Raw genomic sequence first — 20,636 nt, 5'->3', positions numbered from 1 at the left:
TCCCTTCTTATATAGCTGAATTGTAGCAAAATCAGGATGAATGTGCCGAAATGAAGTGTTCGAAAGCGTCAATTCGGGTGCCGATTGGTTAAGATGATAGAAAGAGGTGAAAACATGGAACCAACAGTAAAACTGGAATCAGTCTCGAAAGTGATCGGGAAGAAGACGATCATCGATAATATCTCGTTTGAGATTCAGCCCGGGGAAGTGTTCGGATTTTTAGGACCGAACGGTGCGGGAAAGACGACGACGATCCGTATGCTCGTCGGTCTCATCAAACCGACATCAGGAAAAATCACGATTTGCGGACATGACGTGCGCAAACAGTTCGTCAAGGCGATGGAGCACATCGGGTCGATCGTCGAAAACCCGGAACTCTATAAATATCTGACGGGCCGGGAGAATCTCGAGGTGTTCGCCCGTATGTTGCCTGACGTCGACGCGGCGCGCATTCAGGAAGTGATCGATCTCGTCGACCTGACGGCAAGGGTCGACGATCAGGTTCGCACATATTCGCTCGGGATGCGGCAACGGCTCGGCATCGCACAGGCGTTGCTCGGACGCCCGGACGTCCTCATCCTCGACGAACCGACGAACGGCCTTGACCCGATGGGCATTCGCGACCTTCGCCTATTCATCCGAAAACTCGTGGAGGAGACGAATCTTTCGGTCCTCGTCTCGAGCCATATACTTAGTGAGATCGAGCTGCTCGCCGATCGCGTCGCTATCATGAGCTATGGAAAGATCGTACAGGTCGGCACTGTCAGAGAACTCGTCGATTCGCTCTCGCCTGGCGTCGATTGGCGTGTCAGCGATGCATTCGCGGCTCAAAAACTGCTCGCCTCCTCACCCGACGTCCAGCTCGCCGAGGTGAAGGATGAACATACGGTCCATACTTTGATGGACATCCGGAAGACCGGCGGATTGAACCGGGCCCTCCTCGACAGCGGAATCGAGGTCTGGACGGTCGAACGGCGCGTCCAGACGCTTGAGGACCTGTTCATCCAATTGACTGGGGGCGATCATATTGCGTAATCCGAATTTGCTCGGCCTCGTCCGAAACGAGGTCATGAAAATCGGTTCGAAGCGACGCTTCGCGGTCGTCTCGATCATTCTCGTCATCCTCGTCTCGATGTTCACGTACGCCCAGTACCGGCAGATCGAGGAGCAGCTTGAAAAGCAGGGGACGCTCGACTGGCGGGTGGAATTGCAGCAGGACATCGTCGACACGCAGAACCGTCTTGCCTCGAGCAGCATCCAGGATGAATTCAGGCAGTTCCTCGAGTTCGACCTGAAGCAGAACCAATATTATCTCGATAACGACATCAACCCGAACTATCCGGGAGCCCCGACGTTCATCCGGATTTTCTTCTCGCAAGGTTTGACGCTCGTCTTGCCGCTGTTCATCATCGTGATCATGGCTGACATCGTCAGCGGGGAGCAAAATGACGGAACGATCAAGACGCTGTTGTCCCGTCCTGTCAAACGATGGAAGATTCTGCTCGCGAAATGGCTGACGGTGCTGCTCTATACGTCCGTCTTGATGGCGACTACGGCGATCGTCTGTTACGCGATCTCTGGCATCGTCCTCGGATACGATGGATGGACGGCACCGATTCTTACAGGATTCCAAGCCTCACCTTCAGGCGCGTTCTCGACGGAGTTCGTCCATACGCTGCCGATGTGGGAGTACTTGTTGATGGCTGTCGGACTCGCATGGATCGTCACGGCAGTCGTCGGTACGATCGCCTTGATGGTGTCCGTTCTCGTCAAAAACACGGCGACCGGCATCGGTATCATGATGGCCGTCCTGATCTCAGGAACGTTGTTGTCGTCACTCGGTTCCAGCTGGACGAGCTCGAAATACCTCGTAAACGTCAACTTCAATCTGATCAGCTACCTTGATGGTCAGGCACCACCGATCGAAGGGATGACACTCGCGTTCTCGCTTGCGGTCCTCGCTTGCTGGACGATTGGAGCGCTCATCGTCGCCTTCTGGAACTTCACACAGAAGGATATCTATTGAAACGAAAAAATCCCCCGACCGGAAAAGGTCGGGGGATTTTCTCTGTCAGACGCTGGTACGGGATGGCCAAACGTCCGATCAAGACCGATGCAGGCCGGTCTTTGCACTATGTAACGATCGTACTTCCATCATAGCGATTCCATTAATTGGTGTCAAACGCACACGGAAGCGTTTAAAGCTCCCTGAACTGTGCGATAAACTCAGTAACGGCGAAATCGGGAGGAGGAATGACGGTGTCTGTTGCAGGAGAGTGGGGCATCACGGCGATCGGGCTCGTGATTTGTCTCTGGTGTATGTTCAGCGCGATCTATGATGATTTCATTCGCAGGGTCTGATTCTTGCCGCTCAAGTGATTGAGCGGTATTTTTCATGGGTGGAGCGGAATCGGCGAACAATAGATTCATTTAGATGTCCGCTCTGCATCGCGAAGCTCTCGTGTGCTGTGATACACTATACGACAAACGGCGCATGCCGAAATGATTTAGGTATGGTGATGAATGTGAAACAACCAGTGATCGTCATCGTCGGACCGACAGCGGTCGGTAAGACGAAGACAGGGATAGAACTTGCGAAACGATTGAATGGAGAAATCATCTCGGGCGATTCGGTCCAGGTCTACCGGGGAATGGACATCGGATCGGCGAAGGTGCGTGAGGATGAGACGGAAGGCATCCCGCACCACTTGATCGACATCCAGGAGCCGGATGAGGAGATGAGCGTCGCCCGTTTCCAGACGCTCGCACGCGCCGCGATCGACGACATCGCTGCCCGCGGGAAATTACCGATCATCGTCGGCGGGACAGGGCTTTATATTCGCTCCGTCCTCTATGACTACCAGTTCACGGAGCAAGCGGAGGATAAGGAACTGCGTGCGGAGCTTGAACGCTTCGCGGCTGAGGCGGGCGTTGACGCGCTGCATGACCGTCTTGCGCACCTTTCACCGGAACGGGCGGCACAAATCCATCCGAACAACGTCCAGCGCGTCATCCGGGCGATCGAGGTCGCTTCCTCCGGGATGGAGCAGACCCAGGCGAGCGAACCGACTTCTCATTACGACAGTCTGATCTTCGTCCTTCATATGGAGGACCGCGATCAGTTATATGAACGAATCGATCTGCGCGTCGATCAGATGATGGAAGAGGGGTTGCTCGACGAAGTGGAGACGCTCGTCTCGAGAGGATACGCGGAGACGAAGGCGATGCAGGCAATCGGATACAAGGAACTGGTACCAGTCGTGCGGGGACAAGCTGACTTGAGCGAGGCTTCGGATGCGCTCAAGAGAAATACACGAAGGTTCGCGAAACGCCAATTGACGTGGTTCCGTCATCAATTCGACGGAGTTTGGGTCGAAATGGGAAGGCTTTCATTTGAACAAAACTTCAAAAAAATCTATGATAGAGTTGCAGGGTTTCTAAATCAGGGCTAGGGGACATTGCGGATGTTTCAAGACAGAAACAGAATCATATGGAGGGGGAACGGGTCAGATGAAAGCATCGTATAACATTCAGGATTACTTTTTGAATCAATTGCGTAAGGATGCAGTACCGACGACAGTCTTCTTGATCAGCGGCTATCAGCTTCGGGGACTGATCAAGTCATTCGACAACTTCACGGTCATCCTGGAGTCGGAAGGCAAGCAGCAATTGATCTACAAACACGCCATCTCGACGTTCGCGCCTGCGCGAAACGTGGCGCTCTACGAACAGGAAGCCGAGACGGAAGTCACGCGCTGATGAACAAGACCGCACACCTGCCGCACGCCTGTTGAAAAGGCGTTCCGGCAAGGCGTGCGGTCTTTTTTTCGTACGGGTCAGAGGCGATCCTTCAGCTCCTCGTACGCTTCGGCATAGCGGCGGAGTGAAGCTTCTTTATAGAGGCAGGTCTTATTCAAGCGTTCCTCCTTCGACAATTCGGTTGCGTACGTCTTCAAGATGAATGCGTTCCTGAGCATCGAGGGAGTGACGACGCGGCCGCCTTCGACGCGCAGGTTCAATTCGCGCATCATCTTCGTGATCATCACGATCGACAACCCTTTCGGCTGATTCTTGCTGTACAGCCATCGGAATGTCATCCGGGCGAAGTCGAAGGCGACGAAGAACGGATCCGCCGTATGGTATCTCGGACGGACCGGTTCCGGAATCGTCTTGAGATAATCAAGCATCAGGAGCTGGTCCTCATGCTTGATTGAAATCGTGTACGTATTGCCGAGCCGGTCATGGACACGCATTTCATGCTGGGCGAAGTTGAGGTCTTCCATCCTCAGTCCGATGATGTGATGAATCCTCAGTCCGTACGAGTAGAACAGGCGCAGGATCAATTCGTTGCGCCCGATCAGGAACGGACGGGCCTGCAGCTGGTGATCCGTCAGCCCGCGGTCTGAACGGTTCGTCTTGATCAGCCGTTCGAACTCCTCTTCAGAAGCGACCTGTTTCGCCGTCAGCTCATGTGACGGTTGAGCGTATTCGATCAATTTCGACTTCGTCGCGCGTAGCTGATAGTTCAGCTGATTGAGCACCGTGACGATCCGGGCGACTGTCGCTTGCTTATACAGCTTCTCCTCGATCAGGTATTCATTGATGAACGCCTTCCATGTCTCGACCGGCACGGATTTGAATTCCTCGATCGTATCAATGGGCTGATCGACGTCTGTCATGTACCGGTGGATCTCGATCAGGTCGTATCGGTAACGCCGGATAGTCGAGGACTGCCGGCCGCTTGCCTCGAGAAAATAGAGATAGCGCTCGATATACTCAGGTAAGACGTAGACGGTCCGCTCTTTCGCCATGGCTGTTCCTCCTCAATCTGTCTATGCCTCAAGTGTAAACCGAACGTTCGTTTCTGTCCAAAGAATGTCACACCTTAATATGGTATGATAGAGGACGCAGAACGCAATTCAGAAAGGAATGATGAGATGGCAGAACGCGTAATCGTCGTCGGATGTCAGCTTCCGAACGTCCCGGAACATATCTATGAGGAATCCGTTTCAGAATTAGAGGCGCTTGTCGAGACGGCGCACGGAGAGGTGATCGGCCGATTGGACCAAAAACGGCAGGCGGTCGACCGCCGGACGTATATCGGTAAAGGAAAGGTCGAGGAGCTCGTCGCGCTCGCGGAAGAGCTTACGCCGGATTTGATCATCTTCAACGCGGAGATGACACCGGGACAATTGAAGAACATCCGGATCGCGCTCGGTGACCCGGAAGATATCAAGTTGATCGACCGGACCCAGCTGATCCTTGACATCTTTGCCGGTCGAGCCCAGTCGCGTGAAGGGAAGCTTCAAGTCGAACTGGCACAGATGAGCTATCTCCTGCCGCGCCTGAGCGGCCAAGGCACGCAGCTGTCGCGCCTCGGCGGCGGAATCGGGACGAGGGGTCCTGGTGAATCGAAGCTTGAGACTGATCGCCGTCATATCCGGCGCCGCGTCGACGAGATCAAGAAGCAGCTCGAGACGTCGGTCGCCCACCGCGCCCGCTACCGTGAACGGCGCAAGGAGAACCAGGCCTTCCAAATCGCGCTCGTCGGGTACACGAATGCCGGTAAGTCGACGATTTTCAATCGACTGACGAATGCCGACACCTATGAGAAGAATGAACTGTTCGCGACGCTCGATCCGCTGACGCGCCAGCTCGACTTGCCGTCAGGCGGTCAAGTGCTGCTGACGGACACGGTCGGATTCATCCAGGACTTGCCGACGCAGCTGATCGCAGCCTTCCGCTCGACGCTTGAAGAGGTGCTTGAAGCCGATCTGATTCTTCATGTCGTCGATGCATCGAGCGACCACTACCGGGAACAGATGGCGACGACGAACAAAGTCCTCGACGACCTCGGAGCAGGCGATATTCCGCAGCTCGAGGTCTTCAACAAGAAGGACCGGCTGACAGAGCATTTCACTGGCGGGAAACTTTTGATCTCGGCACTCGATCCGGCAGACATCGAACGCCTGACGGCAGAAATCGAAAAAGAGATCTCGACGATCCTCGAATACCTTGAGATCCGGATTCCGGTAGAGGCGTTCGTCCACTACAATCCGGCAAAGGAAGCGATGATCAACCTGAAGGAGAACTATGAAGAGGACGGCTCAGTGACGTTGCGCGGATATTTGCGGAACGACACGCGCCTCTTTGCGACATTAAAACAGTACGAGGTGTAAGGATGTTTGAACAATTGAACCATTACGAAACGCTTAAGCCGTTCATCGAGACGGCCGAGGCGAGAATCGAACAGGGATTCAGACGAGTGCGGGAGACGGCTGAAATCAATCAGTTCCGGGTATTGAACTCGTTTAGGAAGCACAAGGTGAGCGACTTCCACTTCATGCCGTCGACCGGTTACGGTTACAACGATGAAGGCCGTGATACGCTCGAACGGATTTACGCAGACGTGTTCGGCGCGGAGGCAGGGCTTTGCCGCGCCCAGATCATCAGCGGGACCCACGCGATCGGGATCGCGTTGTTCGGCACGCTCCTGCCCGGAGACGAGCTGCTCTATATCACAGGCAAGCCTTACGATACGCTCGAAGAGATCGTCGGCATCCGCGGAGACGGACGCGGATCGCTCGCTGAGCTCGGGATCACGTACGACAAAGTGGAATTGAAGAACGAAAAGACGATCGACATCGACGCTGTGCTCGAGCGTATGAATGACAGGACGAAAGTCGTCGGTATCCAACGTTCGAAAGGTTATGCGGACCGGCGAAGCATCCCGGTCAGGGAAATCGGAGAGGCGATCGCGCGCATCAAAGCGGTTCGTCCAGACGTCATCGTCTTCGTCGACAACTGTTACGGTGAATTCGTCGAGACGATCGAACCGACCCACGTCGGAGCAGACTTGATGGCAGGCTCACTGATCAAGAACCCGGGTGGGGGACTCGCGAAGACGGGAGGCTACCTCGTCGGTCGCAAGGATCTGATCGAACGTGCCTCATTCCGGATGACGACTCCAGGAATCGGTGCTGAAGCTGGTCCTTCACTCTATTCGCTCCACGAGATGTATCAAGGGTTCTACATGGCACCGCATACGGTCAGTCAAGCCTTGATGGGTGCGATGTTCACGTCGAGCATGCTCGAGCAGTTCGGTTTTGCGACATCTCCGCACTTTGAGGCAGAGCGGACCGATCTCATCCAGAGCGTCTCGTTCTTCGACCCCGAGAAGATGATCGCCTTCTGCCAGGCGATCCAGGCAGCGTCTCCGGTCAACGCGCATGCGTTGCCGATTCCAGACTACATGCCGGGATATGCCGACGACGTGATCATGGCGGCTGGGACGTTCGTCCAAGGGTCGTCGATCGAGCTCTCTGCGGACGGTCCTATCCGGGCGCCATATACGGCTTATGTACAAGGCGGATTGACTTACAGCCATGTCAAGATCGCCATCATCACGGCCCTCGACACTCTCTTTGAAAAGGGACTGATCAAACGGGAACTTGCATGACAATCGCATGACAAAATGACCCTCTGATGACAAGAAGTCTGACTTGAGTAAAGTTGATGTTAACTTTTCTTACATGTCTTGACATCTTGTGTGACAGAGGGTTATTCTCATGAAGTAAGATGAAAGGGGAACATCATGGCAGACTTATCTCGACAGTCCAAGCCGCTCTTTCCGATCGGGGTCGTCCAGGAGTTGACAGAACTTTCTGCGCGGCAAATCCGTTACTATGAAGACCAAGGCTTGATCAAGCCGGAACGAACAGAGACGAAGCGGAGACTCTACTCGTTCAATGATGTCGATCGTCTGCTGACGACCAAGGAATACCTCGATAAAGGGCTCAACATCGCAGGAATCAGACATCTTCTCGACGAGACAGTCGTTCGGGAGGCAGTCGTACCGGAGATCGACAAGAAAGACATGACGGACGGGGAGCTCTACAAGCTTCTGAAAAATCAATTGAAGGAAGCGGGTCGACCTGGAAAGACGTCGCTCATCCAAGGTGAGCTCGGTCGTTTCTTCAAGTAAGGCCTGTTACCATACACAACACACAGAATTTGGAGAGGGGATTTTACACATGACACGACGCAACATCACACGAGAAGACATTATGAAGATCGCTAAAGCGGAAGACGTCCGCTTCATCCGGCTTCAGTTCACTGACATCCTGGGGACGATCAAGAACGTCGAGATTCCGGTGAGTCAGCTCGAAAAGGCACTCGACAACAAGATGATGTTCGACGGTTCTTCGATCGAAGGATTCGTCCGGATCGAGGAATCGGATATGTATCTCTTCCCGGACCTCAATACATGGGTCGTTTTCCCGTGGACAGAAGACGGAACGGGGAAAGTTGCTCGCCTCATCTGTGACATCTACAATCCAGACGGTACACCGTTCTCAGGAGATCCGCGCGGTCAGCTGAAACGTGTACTCGGTGAGATGGAAGAACTCGGCTTCACGGCTTTCAACGTCGGTCCAGAACCGGAATTCTTCCTCTTCAAAAAGGACGCGAATGGCCGTCCGACGCTTGAACTCAACGACCAAGGTGGTTACTTCGACCTCGCGCCGGTCGATCTCGGCGAGAACTGCCGTAAGGAGATCGTCATCGAGCTCGAGAACATGGGCTTCGAGATCGAAGCTTCCCACCACGAGGTAGCTCCTGGTCAGCATGAAATCGACTTCAAATATGCGGACGCGATCACGACGGCTGACAACATCCAGACGTTCAAGCTCGTCGTCAAGACGATCGCTGCGAAGCATAACCTGCACGCGACATTCATGCCGAAGCCGCTCTTCGGTGTCAACGGTTCAGGTATGCATGCGAACATGTCACTCTTCAAAGGGGACAAGAACGTCTTCTTCGAAGAGAACGGTGAGATGCAATTGTCTGATGATGCGCGTGCCTTCACGGCGGGCATCTTGAAGCACGCACGTGCTTTCACGGCCGTCTGTAACCCGACAGTCAACTCATACAAGCGCCTCGTCCCAGGTTACGAAGCACCTTGCTACGTGGCATGGTCGGCACGCAACCGTTCGCCGCTCGTACGCGTACCAGCAGCACGCGGTCTCTCGACACGGATCGAAGTTCGCTCGGTCGACCCGGCAGCGAACCCGTATCTCGCGCTTGCGACGCTCCTCGCGTCAGGTCTCGACGGAATCAAGAACAACATGAAGGCGCCTGCTCCAATCGACCGCAACATCTACGTGATGGACAAGCCGGAGCGCGTCGCGAACGGAATCGACGATCTTCCGTCGACACTGAGCCATGCGCTTGAAGTCCTCAAGGCGGATGAAGTCGTCATGAACGCCCTCGGCGACCACATCGCAGAGCACTTCGTCGAATTGAAGGAAATCGAGTGGGATATGTTCCGTACGCAAGTCACGGAATGGGAACGCGACCAGTACATGGTTCTCTTCTAAGTCAACAGTAAATCGAATTGTCTATAGGCGGTCTTCGTCCGGCAGCAGCCGGGGAAGGCCGCTTTTTGGCGATGATTTGCAACGTCATGATTCTTTTGACTGAATATCTATCGGAATAAGCTTCTCTAGCACGTGGTATATCTCTGTATGAAGCGAGTGAGTTCGGTGCGATAAGGCAAGGGAGGAATGAAAAATGACACGAAGACAATCTTTCATGCTGACAGCAGTCATTTTTTTGATCATGGGTATCACGATGGCGACGGCCGGTTTCGGTTTCAAATTCGAGTACAGCAATCCGGACATTCTGCGAGTCGCTATTTTCGGTGAAGTGCTCATGACGCTCTTGATCGTTGTATGGGTCAGAAGGCAAAGTAAGTTTGAGAGTGTAGGCTTTTCGAAATTGAAGTCTCGCGGACTCGTCTGGTATGTGCCGGTTCTTCTGGTCGTTCTGTTATCCGTCGGGCTCATCGCCAGGGAATTCATCGTTTCCTCTGTCGAACTGTCTGCTTCAACCACTCAATTGCTCGGGATTGCCTTAGTGACCGCGATGCTCGTCGGGTTTAATGAAGAGACGATTTTTCGCGGCGTGTTGATTCGGGCGTTTCATCCAGAGTCGCACCCGTTCAAGGCGCTGTTCGTTAGCGCAACCTTCTTTTCTGCATTCCATCTGTTGAATCTGTTCGCCTTTATTCCTCTGTCGAGTATGCTTTATCAACTCGGCAATACGTTCGTCTTCGGACTCTTCTTCGGACTTCTCGCACTCAAGCTGAACAATTTATGGCCGTTGATCATCCTGCACGGTTTTTGGGATTTCGTCAGCTTAGGGGGTGACATAATCGATATCGAGTTGACTATTCCGCTGCTGATCGTTCAATCATTCGTCGCCGTTTCTGTCGTCCTCCAGCTGATTTTGTTGAAGCGGCACGACTTGTCTCATTTGAAATCAGGCTCTCTTTCCACATGGAATGCTTAAGCTTTCAATGAGTCACGCGACAAAAAAAGGCCCCTTGTCCCGTCGATGATCGACAGGGCGAGGAGCCTTTTCTTAAGAAAAATAGCGAACGAGCGCCATTGAAAGAACACCGACGATCACGGTCGAGACGAGACTCCTCGAGAAGATGGCGGTCAGGATGGTAGGGACAGCCGCGAGGATGTGTTCACTGGAAAGAGAAAACTGTCCTGCTTCGTGGACGAACAAGCTCTGGATGGAGAGTGCTCCAAGCAGGCAGACTGGTACGAACGACAGGAACTCCGCCACTACTTGCGGGACCTTCAGACGGTGCAGCACGATGAAGGGGAGGACGCGCGGAATCCAGGTCACGAGCCCTGCGAGCAGGATCAGGATGAGGACGTCTTGACGGATATCCATCGGGAAATCACCACCCCAGCCGTCGACCCGAGCAGCGTCGCGCATAGCACGGCCATCTCAGGCGACGTAAATTTCGATAAGAGGACGAACATGCCTCCGACGAGCACGATCAAAGCACCGTTAAGAAGAAGACGCTTCGCCCGCTCGCTCTCGATCTGCAGATAGAGAAGACCGATGAACATCGCGCTCAGAGCGAAGTCGAGACCGAACCTGTCCGGATTCGCGAGCTGTCCCCCAAGGACGGCGCCGAGGACCGTCGAAGCGATCCATGTCAGATAGGCCGTTATGTTCAAGCCATGGAACCAGTTCGCTGGAATCTTGTCGCCGCCGGAAGCACGTGTCATCGCGACGGCGAATGATTCGTCCGTCAGAAGGGAGCCGATGCCGATTTTATGTAACAGAGTCGCCCGTTCGACATGGGGGGCAGTAGCCATGCTCATCAGCAGGTGCCGCGAGTTGACGACGAACGTCGTCAGGATGATGGCGGAAGCGGGTGTCCCGGTCAGCAAAAGACTCGTGATGATGAATTGTGCTGCACCGGCATAGATCAGAATCGACATCAAGGCGACCTCGGCAGGGGAGAGACCGGATGCCCGCCCGATGACGCCGGCTGAGATTCCGATTCCGACATATCCGAAGATCGTCGGGATGCATGCCTTGACTCCGGAACGGAATGAATCTGTCAAAGTCGAAGCCTCCTTTTTTCAATATGTTCTCAAACTATATCATGCCGGATGAAAATCGCCATTCTTTTCCGTTCCTTATAGACATATTAGGAGAGCGTTGGTGGTATAAACAAAATGCAAGGTATTGCCAAAATCTATGTGTGGAGGAGCGCGAATAATGGACAAATTGATGCAGGACGCCAACCGATTCGTATCAGACATGGTAGAGGGGCTCGTACTTGCCCATCCGGATTTTTATGAGAAGGTCGAGGGAGTGAACGTCGTCAAGCGTAAGGACGGGGTATCAGGGAAGGTCGGGCTTGTCTCCGGCGGCGGAAGCGGACATGAACCGGCACATGCAGGATTCATCGGCGAAGGGATGTTGTCGGCGGCCGTATGCGGGGAAGTTTTCACATCGCCGACGCCTGACATGGTGCTAGAAGGAATCAAGGCGGCGGACGGAGGGAAAGGCGTCCTGCTCGTCGTCAAGAACTACGCCGGTGACGTGATGAACTTCGACATGGCAAAAGAACTTGCTGAAATGGAAGGTATCGAGGTCGATACGGTCGTCGTCAACGATGACATTGCGATCAAAAAGGAAAGCGACCGTCGCGGAGTTGCGGGAACCGTATTCGTCCATAAGGTCGCAGGAGCCGCTGCTCAGGAGGGCCGCTCGCTATCTGAAGTGAAGGCGGTGGCGGAGAAGGTGATCAGCCGCGTCCGTTCGATGGGAATGGCCTTATCACCATGCTACATGCCTGAAAGCGGCAAACCGGGCTTTGAGCTTCATCCGGATGAGATGGAGATCGGAATCGGGATCCATGGAGAGAAAGGCGTCGAGCGAAAAGCAATCGCACCGGTCGAAGACATCGTCCGTGAACTCGTGGATCGTCTGACGAACGAAGTGACGGACAAAAAAATTGCATTGATGTTGAATGGGATGGGCGGTACGCCGATATCCGAACTGTATTTAACGTACAAATATGTGCATGAACAATTGATTGCGAAAGGATACGATATCGTCCGGCCGTATGTCGGAAACTATATGACGTCACTCGAGATGCACGGGTTCTCGTTGACGCTTCTGCCTGTCGACGACGAAATTCTCGGTCTGCTCGACGCACCGACGAAGGCGATTGGATTCCATTCATGATGAGGTGATTTAGATGAAGCTGACGACGAATGATTTGCGGACCGCACTTTTGAACGCGGCCGATAAGATGGAAGAACATAAAGATGAGCTGACTGACCTCGACCGGGAAATAGGCGACGGGGATCACGGTATCAATATGTCGCGCGGCTTCCAGGCAGTAAAGAAGGAACTTGAAGCGAAACAGGACTTCGCGGACCTCGGAGAACTTTCGAAACTCGTCGGCATGACGTTGATCAAAACGGTAGGCGGGGCATCAGGACCGCTCTACGGAACGATTTTCGTCAAGTTCGCGAATACGTGGAAGGGGGTCGGCGAGGCGGAAGGGGATGCACTCGTCAGTGGTTTCGAGGAAGCGCTTGAAGGCATCAAGACGCGCGGGAAAGCCGATGCGGGCGAAAAGACGATGATCGATGTCTGGACACCATTCATCAACGCCCTCAAGTCAGAAGGCGACCTGTCACATGCCATCGATGAAGGACTCGCTCATTCGAAGACGATCATGGCAACGAAGGGCCGCGCATCCTATTTCGGCGAAGCGACGAAAGGGGTGCAGGATCCAGGAGCACTTTCGAGCTCGCTCTTGCTGAATGAGCTGAAGGAGGCACTGCATGATTAATTTGATTCTTGTATCCCATAGCGGAAAGCTTGCCGAGGGATTGAAGGACTTGCTTAGAGAAATGGCGGCTGAGACACCGATTTTGCTTGCAGCAGGGCTCGCTGACGGGAAAATCGGAACGGATGTCGGACGTATCGAGCAGGCATTCGGGAACATTTCAGATGATGCCTTGATTCTGACGGACATCGGCTCTGCGACGATGAATGCGGAGCTCGCACTCGAGCTGTATGCGGGAGACCGCGATATCCGGTTCGTCGATGTTCCGCTCGTCGAAGGAGGGTTTCTCGCGGCTGTTCTTAGCGGTCAAGGGAAATCGCTCGATGAAATCATCACAGCGCTTGAAGCTGAATTCAAGAAGTGATCAGACAGACTCTGTGATGGTCAACGATCAAAGGACCGTATCCAATTTTTTCGGATACGGTCCTTTCCATTACTTATATCAAATATTAACTCCTATTATATTACTTGGTTTTAGCATCGGTAAACTTCATTTGATTTGTGGTGATGAAAAAAGGCATCTTCCGAATCGGAATTCCGGTTTGCAAATTTGATGAAAGAAGCTATACTGTACATATTGTGATTACATATACATATACAGGTGTAAAGACAGTAAGGGGAGAAGCATGTGTTCAAGAAAAAAGGTATTTCATTAAGTCCGTCACTCTACTTCATAACCGCACTCAGTTACATGGCTTTAGGACTTTTCAGTACATTAGTGATTGGTGTCATGATGAGCACGCTCGGTGAACAATTGAAAATTGATACACTTATCGAAATCGGTAAGATGGCAATCAGTCTGACCGGGCCGGCAATCGCAGTCGCGGTAGGATTTGCGCTCGAGGCGCCACCGCTCATTTTGTTCGCTTCCATCGTCGTCGGGGGATTCGGATATCAATTCGGAGGCCCGGCAGGAAGTTATGTCGCCGCGTTGATTGCCATCGAATTTGGAAAGCTCGTATCGAAATCGACGAAACTCGATATCATCCTCACTCCGTTCACGACCGTGATTGTCGGATATTTCAGTGCGCGATTCGTCGGGAAGTATATCGGCATTTTTATGGAAAAGCTCGGGGATGCAATCGAATGGGGAACTTCCCAGCAACCAATCCTGATGGGAATTCTGGTTGCCGTCGTTCTTGGATTTGCCCTGACCGGACCAATTTCAAGCGCGGCACTGTCAATCATGCTGGGGTTGAGTGGTCTGGCAGCAGGGGCTGCGACAGTCGGCTGTGCTGCACAGATGATCGGATTCGCAGTCACGAGTTACCGTGATAATGGAATTGGTGGAGCGTTCGCCCAAGGAATCGGAACATCGAAACTTCAATTTGGGAACGTCGTACGCAACCCATGGATCATCATTCCCCCTACAGTCAGTGCAGTCGTCCTCGCTCCAATCGCGATCACCATCTTCGACTTGCAGAACAATGCTCAAGGTGCCGGAATGGGGACGAGCGGTTTCGTTGGGCCACTGATGATGTTGAAAACGATGGGGTTTGACTGGAATATCGGTGTGCTGATCATCATCTTCCTATTTCTTGCACCAGCGGTACTTAGTTATATCGTCTACCGCATTCTCGTGAAGTGGAATAGAATCAAGCCGAATGACATGAAAATCGAATATTAATTCCGCGCGGTCCTTTACTCGAAGGACTGCTTTTTTTTGCAGGGCATCTGGCGACTGGAGGAGAAGTCTAAGGACAGGAGAGATAGAGGAGGATGTGCGATGTACGGATTGGTTGTACAATTTGATGAAGAGACAGACTACCGCTTCCAAGAATTGTGGAATCACTTGGAAAGGCTTGGTCTTTCGAGATATGGTTCCGAAGTGGAGGGGAGAAGACCGCATTTGACGCTCGCCAACATGACGAATATAGAAGGTTTTTCCCTTCACCATGTCATGAGGCATATGCCGCCTTTCCCATCCAAACTAACATGCAAGACGGTCGGAACTTTTAGCGGGACTCAAACATTATTCATCGGACCGGTGCCGAGTAAAAGATTGCTTGACTGGCATTCGAAACTGCATCTTTTGCTGGGGCGGAACAGCAATCCTCATTCGCACTATGCACCGGAACACTGGGTTCCACATGTGACGGTTGCAAGTCGACTAGGGGAGTCGATGGCAGAGGTATTTCGTCTCTGCCTTGATATCGATCCGTTCGAGGTGAGGCCGGTCGAAGTCGTGCTCATACGTGTCATCGAGACGGACGGCGGCTTGAGCGTTAAAGAAATCGAACAATATCCAATCATCCACAAAAGAAAAACCCCATGATGCATTACATCAAGGGGACGTCTGAAGTCACGCGTTGACTTCAGACGATTTTTTTTGAGGTTTAAAAGCCATCGTCGCTTCGACGGCTTTTTGCCAACCGGCATATCGTCCTTCACGATCCTCTTCTTTCATCTCAGGCTTGAATTGTTTATCGAGCTTCCACTGTGCTTTGATTTCTGATTTATCTTTCCAGAAACCTACAGCAAGACCGGCTAAATATGCAGCGCCGAGAGCGGTCGTCTCGTTGATTTCCGGTCGGTCGACTGGAACTCCTAAGATATCAGCCTGGAATTGCATCAGGAAGTTGTTCATCACTGCACCGCCGTCAACCCGTAGCGTCTTCAGTTCGATTCCTGAATCCTGTTCCATGGCCGTTAGAACGTCCCGTGTCTGATAGGCAAGGGATTCGAGTGTTGCACGGACGAAATGTTCCTTGTCCGTTCCGCGAGTCAGGCCGAAGATTGCGCCGCGGACATCGGAATCCCAGTATGGGGCACCGAGACCGACGAATGCAGGGACGACATAGACGCCGTCTGTTGAATCGACTTTCAAAGCATATCCTTCGGAATCTTTAGCATTTTTCAACATCCGGAGGCCATCCCGCAGCCACTGGATAGCAGAACCGGCAACGAAGATTGAACCTTCCAGAGCGTATTCGACCTTTCCATCCACGCCCCAGGCAATCGTCGTAAGAAGTCCGTGTTCAGAAGCGACGGCCTTCTCGCCTGTATTCATGAGCATGAAGCAACCAGTGCCATAGGTGTTTTTTCCTTCACCGGGTTCAAAGCAAGTCTGTCCGAACAGCGCAGCCTGTTGGTCGCCGGCGATACCGGCGAGTGGGACCTCGAAGCCGAAGAAATGATAAGGAACAGTGTGTGCGTACACCTCACTTGATTGGCGAACTTCCGGCAACATTGATTTTGGGACGCTCAGCAACTCGAGGAGCTCATCATCCCACTTCTGCTCATAGATATTGTACATAAGTGTACGGGAGGCATTCGTATAATCGGTGATGTGGGCATGGCCGCCTGACAGTTTCCAGACGAGCCAAGTATCGATCGTACCGAAAAGCAACTCGCCTTTCTCAGCTTGCTCACGAGCACCTTCGACGTTATCGAGAATCCATTTGACTTTAGTGCCAGAGAAATAGGCGTCGATCAAAAGTCCTGTCTTATCACGGAACTTTTGATTGAGACCGCGCTCCTTCAGGTCGTCACAAATATCAGCAGTTTGTCTAGATTGCCATACAATCGCATGATAGACTGGTTTTCCAGTCTCCTTGTTCCAGACGACTGCTGTCTCCCGCTGGTTCGTGATGCCGATACCGGCGATCTCCTCGGGACGGATGTCTGCAGTTCCTAACACCTCTGCCATTACTGCAAGGATGGAACCCCAGATCTCATTTGCATCATGCTCGACCCAGCCTGGATTAGGGAAGTATTGCTTGAACTCCCGCTGGGCAGAGTTGACGATCTTCCCGTCATGATCGAACACGATCGCGCGCGAGCTTGTGGTACCTTGGTCGAGTGCTAGAATGTATTTCTTTTCCATAGTGGATCCCCCTTAGTTGTGGTGTGTGAGAAAAGATGAAATCAGTTGATCAACTGGTGGAAGAAGACGGCGATTGCTCCTCCGATGAAAGGACCGACGACCGGAATCCAAGAATATCCCCAGTCGGACGAGCCTTTTCCTGGAATCGGCAGGATTGCATGAGCGATACGTGGGCCAAGGTCCCGAGCGGGGTTGATGGCATATCCCGTCGTTCCGCCAAGAGAGAGACCGATAACGACGACGAGCAAACCGACGATGAGAGGATTCAATCCGTCGGCGAACTGCGTGGCACCGAGTGAAAGGATTCCGAAGACGAGGACGAATGTCCCGATGATCTCAGAAATCAGATTGGAAGGAGTATGGCGGATTGCAGGACCAGTCGCGAAGACACCGAGTTTTGCTGCTTGGTCCTCAGTAGCTGCGAAGTGTTTCATGTAATGCAGATAGACGAGAATGGCTCCAATGAAAGCTCCGAGCAGTTGTGCCCCGATGTACACCGGTACTTGAGCCCAATCAAGTGAATCGTTCAAGGCTAGTGAGAGTGTGACGGCTGGATTAAGATGTGCGCCACTGGCGGCTGCGACATAAACTGCGGTCATGACGGCAAGACCCCACGCAAACGTGATTACGATCCAGCCGCTGTTCTCCGATTTCGTCTTCCTCAAGACGACACCCGCAACGACTCCGTCACCGAGCAAAATCAAGATCATCGTACCTACGAGCTCACTTACAAAATTGCTCATGCAAAAACCCTCCTTTTATAAAGTGAATAATTGCCTTTCTACTTTAAATTACCTTCTACTGATAACGTTTTCAAGAAAAATCCACCAAATAAAAAATATAAAATTTTCAATAATTATGTTTAATTTTGCGATAAATGGATAAATCAATCTTTCTCTTGTCATCTCGCCCCAAGAAAAAAAGCCTCCGAGTGAAGGAGGCTTTCTAAAAGGTCGTATCATCTGGCGCGTCTGCGTTTCGTTCGCTTGATGCTGCTCAAGTGATCGAGCAGGATGTGTATAGTGCTCGCGACGACGACGCCAGTCATGAACTGTGGCAGTTGTTCGATATAACGATCCAAATCGGCTGCATGAATCACTTCGGCATACATCCCGAAAAAGATGAATGGAAAGAGTAGCGCGAAGAAATAGAGCAGTCGAATGACATCCCCGATCAGCAATCCATGTGACCAGATCGACCGGTGCGGCATCGCTTTTACATATGGTATCCACAGGACGCGAAATGGACCCCAACGATAGTAAGGCTCAGACTTCAAGTCAAGATCCGGAGAGAGCCAGAGTGTTCCGACTGCGATTCCGACAGCGGCAGGAAACCATTCCGGTTGGTCACTCGCTACCGCATAAGCGACATATCCTGATAATACGATTGTGTTGACGGTGTCATGAACATTTCCAGAAGGCATAGAAAAAGACCAGTTGAACTGGTCCCTCCATCAGTGGATCGTACGATATACGCCAATGACCTTGCCTAGAATCGAGACATTATCGAAATACATCGGTTCCATCGAGTCGTTTTCTGGCTGTAGGCGCACATGTTGATTTTCTAAGAAGAAACGTTTTACTGTAGCTTCGCTGTCTTCAGTCATCGCGACGACGATTTCGCCGTTTTCCGCGATGTTCTGTTGGCGAACGATGACGCGGTCACCGTCAAGAATACCCGCGTTGATCATCGATTCACCATCGATCGTCAGCATGAACACTGTTTCATTCCCGACATAATGTGCAGGGAGAGGAAAGTGTTCTTCCACATTTTCGATTGCTGTAATTGGCAGGCCGGCAGTGACTTTACCTATCACCGGGACGTGGACGATAGGCTCGTCGATTTCCTCCGGCTTATCGAGCAATATTTCAATCGCACGTGGTTTTGTAGGGTCACGGCGAATAAGTCCGCGTTTCTCAAGGCGGTCGAGATGACCATGTACAGTAGAGCTCGACGCAAGACCGACCGCTTCACCGATTTCTCGGACCGACGGCGGATAACCTTTCGCCTTCACTTCAGACACGATGAAATCGAGAATTTCTTGTTGACGTTTTGACATTTTCCGCATTCGAATCGCCACCTCTTTCTGTAATGGATTCTTTAAAATTGAACGAGTTGTTTCTACAATCACTATAACATAGAACAAATGAGCGTACAAACAATTGTTCGACATTTTTGTGTTGACCGAACAGAAGTTCTGTGTTTATTATTGATTATAACGAACAGTTGTTCCGGGAACGTCCATTCTATTACTTGGAGGGGTTTACACATGGTCAAACAGATCCGTAACCAAGCTTTTCCTATTATCTTCTATACATTATGTCTGGCAGCATTCATCTTCTTCATGATGCCTCAAGGAGAGGCGAGCGAGGAAAGTGTGATCACGACGTCCGTCACAGTCGACGAGTCGACGACGATCGAACAAATTGCGGAAATCTATAATGACGGCACGATGACGAACGAGGAGTATGTTGACTGGATCATCGAAGAAAACGGACTGGATCCAAGTCATGTAGTGGAAACAGACAAAATCGTTGTCCCGATCGCGCAACAGTGACAAAATGGGAACGAGGAATCGTGAACATTGAAAAGGTGTGATGTGTGTGAAGGTCGCTATTTATTGTAGGGTTTCGACTGAAAAGGAGGCGCAAGACAGTTCGCTTGAACGTCAGCGTCAAGAATTGACCCGGCTCGCTGGGGATAAGGGGATTGAAATAACAGAAGTGATATCTGAACGTGCCAGCGGATACGATATCGACCGTGAAGGAATGTTACAGGTTCTCGATCTAGCTACGAACGAACGTATCGAGGCAGTGCTCGTCACTGACGACACGAGGATCGGCAGGGGTAACGCGAAAATCGCCATTCTGCATACGTTGAGAAAACACGGAGTGTCGCTCATGACGCTTGAGGAGGATGGAGAGTACCGGCTTGCTGATGCTGAAGCGATGGTCCTTGAGATCGTCGCTCTCGTAGAGGAATACCAACGAAAGTTGCACAATGCAAAAATTGCCAGAGGAATGCGGAGGGCTGTAGAAAATGGTTTCCGCCCGGAACGTAACCTCAATCGGCAAGGCGAAAATGCTGGACGCAGCAGGATAGAGGTCCCGGTAGAAGAGATCGTCCGCTTGCGCGAACGTGGAATGACGTTTGCTGAAATCTCCGTCACGCTTCGCGGGATGGGACATGATATCTCAAAAGCTACTGTGAATCGACGCTACCTGGAATATCGAGACGTGCAAGGTAAAAATCAAGCTTGATCTGCAAGCTAAGCGCGCAAAAGCGCTCAGCTTGCTTTTTTGTGCCTCCTTCCATTAAAGTAGGGGTACGATTCAACGGGTCAGACTAGTCTAGGCTCTGTAAGAAAGAAGGGAATACCATGTTAACACCAGATAAGCTTGACCGTATCAATGCTCTTGCGAACAAATCGAAGGCTGAAGGTCTCGACGAGGCAGAAATACAAGAACAAAAGGAACTTCGCCAAGAATATCTGACTGCGTTCCGCGGTTCGTTCAAGAACCAGTTGATGGGCATGAAGATCGTCGATGAGGAAGGAACGGATGTCACCCCTCAGAAGTTGAAAGACGCTCAAGATGCCGAACGCCGCAAGCAATGACTCATTCGCATCGCTCA

24 protein-coding genes are annotated in these 20,636 nt (G+C 52.1%); 17 read left to right on the top strand and 7 right to left on the bottom strand.

What is annotated here, in order from left to right; all coding sequences use genetic code 11:
- Nucleotides 1-114: 114 nt before the first annotated feature.
- The 4 genes from DFG60_RS00720 to hfq all read left to right on the top strand — a co-directional run bounded on the left by DFG60_RS00720 (nucleotide 115) and on the right by hfq (nucleotide 3,759).
- Nucleotides 115-1,035: an ABC transporter ATP-binding protein gene (locus DFG60_RS00720; RefSeq protein ID WP_114569808.1), complete on the top strand. Its 921-nt coding sequence runs from the start codon at nucleotides 115-117 to the stop codon at nucleotides 1,033-1,035.
- The gene (locus tag DFG60_RS00715) at nucleotides 1,028-2,026 is read left to right on the top strand and encodes an ABC transporter permease (protein WP_114569807.1); all 999 of its coding nucleotides are present in this window, start codon (nucleotides 1,028-1,030) and stop codon (nucleotides 2,024-2,026) included. The genes DFG60_RS00720 and DFG60_RS00715 overlap by 8 nt, the downstream gene beginning before the upstream one ends.
- 493 nt (nucleotides 2,027-2,519) lie before the next feature.
- Nucleotides 2,520-3,452 (top strand): tRNA (adenosine(37)-N6)-dimethylallyltransferase MiaA, encoded by a 933-nt coding sequence (miaA, locus tag DFG60_RS00710; RefSeq protein ID WP_114570011.1) that lies wholly within the window; start codon nucleotides 2,520-2,522, stop codon nucleotides 3,450-3,452.
- A gap of 58 nt (nucleotides 3,453-3,510) precedes the next feature.
- Nucleotides 3,511-3,759 carry an RNA chaperone Hfq gene (hfq, locus tag DFG60_RS00705; RefSeq protein ID WP_114569806.1) on the top strand — a complete coding sequence of 83 codons (249 nt, stop codon included), beginning with the start codon at nucleotides 3,511-3,513 and terminating at the stop codon, nucleotides 3,757-3,759.
- 77 nt (nucleotides 3,760-3,836) lie between these two features.
- Here hfq and DFG60_RS00700 read toward each other — a convergent pair whose 3' ends face one another.
- Nucleotides 3,837-4,811, bottom strand: a complete 975-nt coding sequence (locus DFG60_RS00700; protein WP_114569805.1) for a site-specific integrase — start codon at nucleotides 4,809-4,811, stop codon at nucleotides 3,837-3,839.
- A gap of 126 nt (nucleotides 4,812-4,937) precedes the next feature.
- Between DFG60_RS00700 and hflX the strand changes: the two genes are divergently transcribed.
- From hflX to DFG60_RS00675, 5 genes are all read left to right on the top strand, one after another.
- Entirely contained in the window at nucleotides 4,938-6,179 is a 1,242-nt protein-coding gene (hflX, locus tag DFG60_RS00695; RefSeq protein WP_114569804.1) for a GTPase HflX, read from the top strand.
- A 2-nt stretch (nucleotides 6,180-6,181) separates the two neighbouring features.
- Complete coding sequence (locus DFG60_RS00690) at nucleotides 6,182-7,459, top strand: methionine gamma-lyase family protein (RefSeq protein ID WP_114569803.1); 1,278 nt, start codon at nucleotides 6,182-6,184, stop codon at nucleotides 7,457-7,459.
- Nucleotides 7,460-7,594: 135 nt separating this feature from the next.
- Nucleotides 7,595-7,984, top strand: coding sequence for a MerR family transcriptional regulator (locus DFG60_RS00685; protein WP_114569802.1), 390 nt, complete (start codon nucleotides 7,595-7,597; stop codon nucleotides 7,982-7,984).
- Between the two features lie 49 nt (nucleotides 7,985-8,033).
- Nucleotides 8,034-9,377 carry a type I glutamate--ammonia ligase gene (gene glnA / locus DFG60_RS00680; protein WP_114569801.1) on the top strand — a complete coding sequence of 448 codons (1,344 nt, stop codon included), beginning with the start codon at nucleotides 8,034-8,036 and terminating at the stop codon, nucleotides 9,375-9,377.
- A 193-nt stretch (nucleotides 9,378-9,570) separates the two neighbouring features.
- Nucleotides 9,571-10,350 (top strand): CPBP family intramembrane glutamic endopeptidase, encoded by a 780-nt coding sequence (locus tag DFG60_RS00675; protein WP_114569800.1) that lies wholly within the window; start codon nucleotides 9,571-9,573, stop codon nucleotides 10,348-10,350.
- A 72-nt stretch (nucleotides 10,351-10,422) separates the two neighbouring features.
- Here DFG60_RS00675 and DFG60_RS00670 read toward each other — a convergent pair whose 3' ends face one another.
- Together DFG60_RS00670 and DFG60_RS00665 are read right to left on the bottom strand one after the other, a co-directional pair.
- A complete protein-coding gene (locus DFG60_RS00670; protein WP_114569799.1) occupies nucleotides 10,423-10,746 on the bottom strand; it encodes an AzlD domain-containing protein in 324 nt (107 codons plus the stop codon).
- Entirely contained in the window at nucleotides 10,716-11,432 is a 717-nt protein-coding gene (locus DFG60_RS00665) for an AzlC family ABC transporter permease (protein ID WP_114569798.1), read from the bottom strand. Before DFG60_RS00665 ends, DFG60_RS00670 begins: the two co-directional genes overlap by 31 nt.
- 157 nt (nucleotides 11,433-11,589) lie before the next feature.
- Between DFG60_RS00665 and dhaK the strand changes: the two genes are divergently transcribed.
- From dhaK to DFG60_RS00640, 5 genes are all read left to right on the top strand, one after another.
- A complete protein-coding gene (gene dhaK / locus DFG60_RS00660) occupies nucleotides 11,590-12,564 on the top strand; it encodes a dihydroxyacetone kinase subunit DhaK (protein WP_114569797.1) in 975 nt (324 codons plus the stop codon).
- 13 nt (nucleotides 12,565-12,577) lie between these two features.
- Entirely contained in the window at nucleotides 12,578-13,180 is a 603-nt protein-coding gene (gene dhaL / locus DFG60_RS00655) for a dihydroxyacetone kinase subunit DhaL (RefSeq protein ID WP_114569796.1), read from the top strand.
- On the top strand, nucleotides 13,173-13,541 hold the full coding sequence (dhaM, locus tag DFG60_RS00650) for a dihydroxyacetone kinase phosphoryl donor subunit DhaM (protein WP_114569795.1): 369 nt from the start codon (nucleotides 13,173-13,175) through the stop codon (nucleotides 13,539-13,541). The genes dhaL and dhaM overlap by 8 nt, the downstream gene beginning before the upstream one ends.
- 264 nt (nucleotides 13,542-13,805) lie before the next feature.
- On the top strand, nucleotides 13,806-14,804 hold the full coding sequence (locus DFG60_RS00645) for a PTS transporter subunit IIC (RefSeq protein WP_114569794.1): 999 nt from the start codon (nucleotides 13,806-13,808) through the stop codon (nucleotides 14,802-14,804).
- A gap of 99 nt (nucleotides 14,805-14,903) precedes the next feature.
- A complete protein-coding gene (locus DFG60_RS00640) occupies nucleotides 14,904-15,452 on the top strand; it encodes a 2'-5' RNA ligase family protein (protein ID WP_114569793.1) in 549 nt (182 codons plus the stop codon).
- A gap of 27 nt (nucleotides 15,453-15,479) precedes the next feature.
- Here the strand turns inward: DFG60_RS00640 and glpK are convergent, their stop codons facing one another.
- The 4 genes from glpK to lexA all read right to left on the bottom strand — a co-directional run bounded on the left by glpK (nucleotide 15,480) and on the right by lexA (nucleotide 19,071).
- Nucleotides 15,480-17,003 carry a glycerol kinase GlpK gene (gene glpK / locus DFG60_RS00635; RefSeq protein ID WP_114569792.1) on the bottom strand — a complete coding sequence of 508 codons (1,524 nt, stop codon included), beginning with the start codon at nucleotides 17,001-17,003 and terminating at the stop codon, nucleotides 15,480-15,482.
- A 41-nt stretch (nucleotides 17,004-17,044) separates the two neighbouring features.
- Nucleotides 17,045-17,746: an MIP/aquaporin family protein gene (locus DFG60_RS00630; protein WP_114569791.1), complete on the bottom strand. Its 702-nt coding sequence runs from the start codon at nucleotides 17,744-17,746 to the stop codon at nucleotides 17,045-17,047.
- A gap of 215 nt (nucleotides 17,747-17,961) precedes the next feature.
- Complete coding sequence (locus DFG60_RS00625) at nucleotides 17,962-18,426, bottom strand: metal-binding protein (RefSeq protein ID WP_114569790.1); 465 nt, start codon at nucleotides 18,424-18,426, stop codon at nucleotides 17,962-17,964.
- Nucleotides 18,427-18,456: 30 nt separating this feature from the next.
- Nucleotides 18,457-19,071, bottom strand: coding sequence for a transcriptional repressor LexA (gene lexA, locus DFG60_RS00620; RefSeq protein WP_114569789.1), 615 nt, complete (start codon nucleotides 19,069-19,071; stop codon nucleotides 18,457-18,459).
- A gap of 201 nt (nucleotides 19,072-19,272) precedes the next feature.
- On the opposite strand from lexA, the gene DFG60_RS00615 reads away from it, so the two are divergent.
- The 3 genes from DFG60_RS00615 to DFG60_RS00605 all read left to right on the top strand — a co-directional run bounded on the left by DFG60_RS00615 (nucleotide 19,273) and on the right by DFG60_RS00605 (nucleotide 20,619).
- A complete protein-coding gene (locus DFG60_RS00615; protein WP_114569788.1) occupies nucleotides 19,273-19,560 on the top strand; it encodes a hypothetical protein in 288 nt (95 codons plus the stop codon).
- 46 nt (nucleotides 19,561-19,606) lie between these two features.
- Nucleotides 19,607-20,263 (top strand): YneB family resolvase-like protein, encoded by a 657-nt coding sequence (locus tag DFG60_RS00610; RefSeq protein ID WP_114570010.1) that lies wholly within the window; start codon nucleotides 19,607-19,609, stop codon nucleotides 20,261-20,263.
- Nucleotides 20,264-20,382: 119 nt separating this feature from the next.
- Complete coding sequence (locus DFG60_RS00605; protein ID WP_114569787.1) at nucleotides 20,383-20,619, top strand: DUF896 domain-containing protein; 237 nt, start codon at nucleotides 20,383-20,385, stop codon at nucleotides 20,617-20,619.
- The last annotated feature ends 17 nt before the right edge of the window (nucleotides 20,620-20,636 follow it).

Origin of the sequence: Exiguobacterium flavidum, assembly GCF_003344535.1 — a bacterium.
GTDB classification, from domain to species: domain Bacteria; phylum Bacillota; class Bacilli; order Exiguobacteriales; family Exiguobacteriaceae; genus Exiguobacterium_A; species Exiguobacterium_A flavidum.
This window is presented reverse-complemented; position numbering and strand designations above follow the sequence as displayed.

Bases quoted from the DNA above. Each gene is read 5' to 3' on its own strand.
- DFG60_RS00720 (WP_114569808.1), top strand. From the start codon at position 115: ATGGAACCAACAGTAAAACTGGAATCAGTCTCGAAAGTGATCGGGAAG.
- miaA (WP_114570011.1), top strand. From the start codon at position 2,520: ATGAATGTGAAACAACCAGTGATCGTCATCGTCGGACCGACAGCGGTC.
- hfq (WP_114569806.1), top strand. From the start codon at position 3,511: ATGAAAGCATCGTATAACATTCAGGATTACTTTTTGAATCAATTGCGT.
- DFG60_RS00700 (WP_114569805.1), bottom strand. From the start codon at position 4,811: ATGGCGAAAGAGCGGACCGTCTACGTCTTACCTGAGTATATCGAGCGC.
- hflX (WP_114569804.1), top strand. From the start codon at position 4,938: ATGGCAGAACGCGTAATCGTCGTCGGATGTCAGCTTCCGAACGTCCCG.
- DFG60_RS00690 (WP_114569803.1), top strand. From the start codon at position 6,182: ATGTTTGAACAATTGAACCATTACGAAACGCTTAAGCCGTTCATCGAG.
- DFG60_RS00685 (WP_114569802.1), top strand. From the start codon at position 7,595: ATGGCAGACTTATCTCGACAGTCCAAGCCGCTCTTTCCGATCGGGGTC.
- glnA (WP_114569801.1), top strand. From the start codon at position 8,034: ATGACACGACGCAACATCACACGAGAAGACATTATGAAGATCGCTAAA.
- DFG60_RS00675 (WP_114569800.1), top strand. From the start codon at position 9,571: ATGACACGAAGACAATCTTTCATGCTGACAGCAGTCATTTTTTTGATC.
- DFG60_RS00670 (WP_114569799.1), bottom strand. From the start codon at position 10,746: ATGGATATCCGTCAAGACGTCCTCATCCTGATCCTGCTCGCAGGGCTC.
- dhaK (WP_114569797.1), top strand. From the start codon at position 11,590: ATGGACAAATTGATGCAGGACGCCAACCGATTCGTATCAGACATGGTA.
- dhaL (WP_114569796.1), top strand. From the start codon at position 12,578: ATGAAGCTGACGACGAATGATTTGCGGACCGCACTTTTGAACGCGGCC.
- dhaM (WP_114569795.1), top strand. From the start codon at position 13,173: ATGATTAATTTGATTCTTGTATCCCATAGCGGAAAGCTTGCCGAGGGA.
- DFG60_RS00640 (WP_114569793.1), top strand. From the start codon at position 14,904: ATGTACGGATTGGTTGTACAATTTGATGAAGAGACAGACTACCGCTTC.
- glpK (WP_114569792.1), bottom strand. From the start codon at position 17,003: ATGGAAAAGAAATACATTCTAGCACTCGACCAAGGTACCACAAGCTCG.
- DFG60_RS00630 (WP_114569791.1), bottom strand. From the start codon at position 17,746: ATGAGCAATTTTGTAAGTGAGCTCGTAGGTACGATGATCTTGATTTTG.
- DFG60_RS00625 (WP_114569790.1), bottom strand. From the start codon at position 18,426: ATGCCTTCTGGAAATGTTCATGACACCGTCAACACAATCGTATTATCA.
- lexA (WP_114569789.1), bottom strand. From the start codon at position 19,071: ATGCGGAAAATGTCAAAACGTCAACAAGAAATTCTCGATTTCATCGTG.
- DFG60_RS00615 (WP_114569788.1), top strand. From the start codon at position 19,273: ATGGTCAAACAGATCCGTAACCAAGCTTTTCCTATTATCTTCTATACA.
- DFG60_RS00605 (WP_114569787.1), top strand. From the start codon at position 20,383: ATGTTAACACCAGATAAGCTTGACCGTATCAATGCTCTTGCGAACAAA.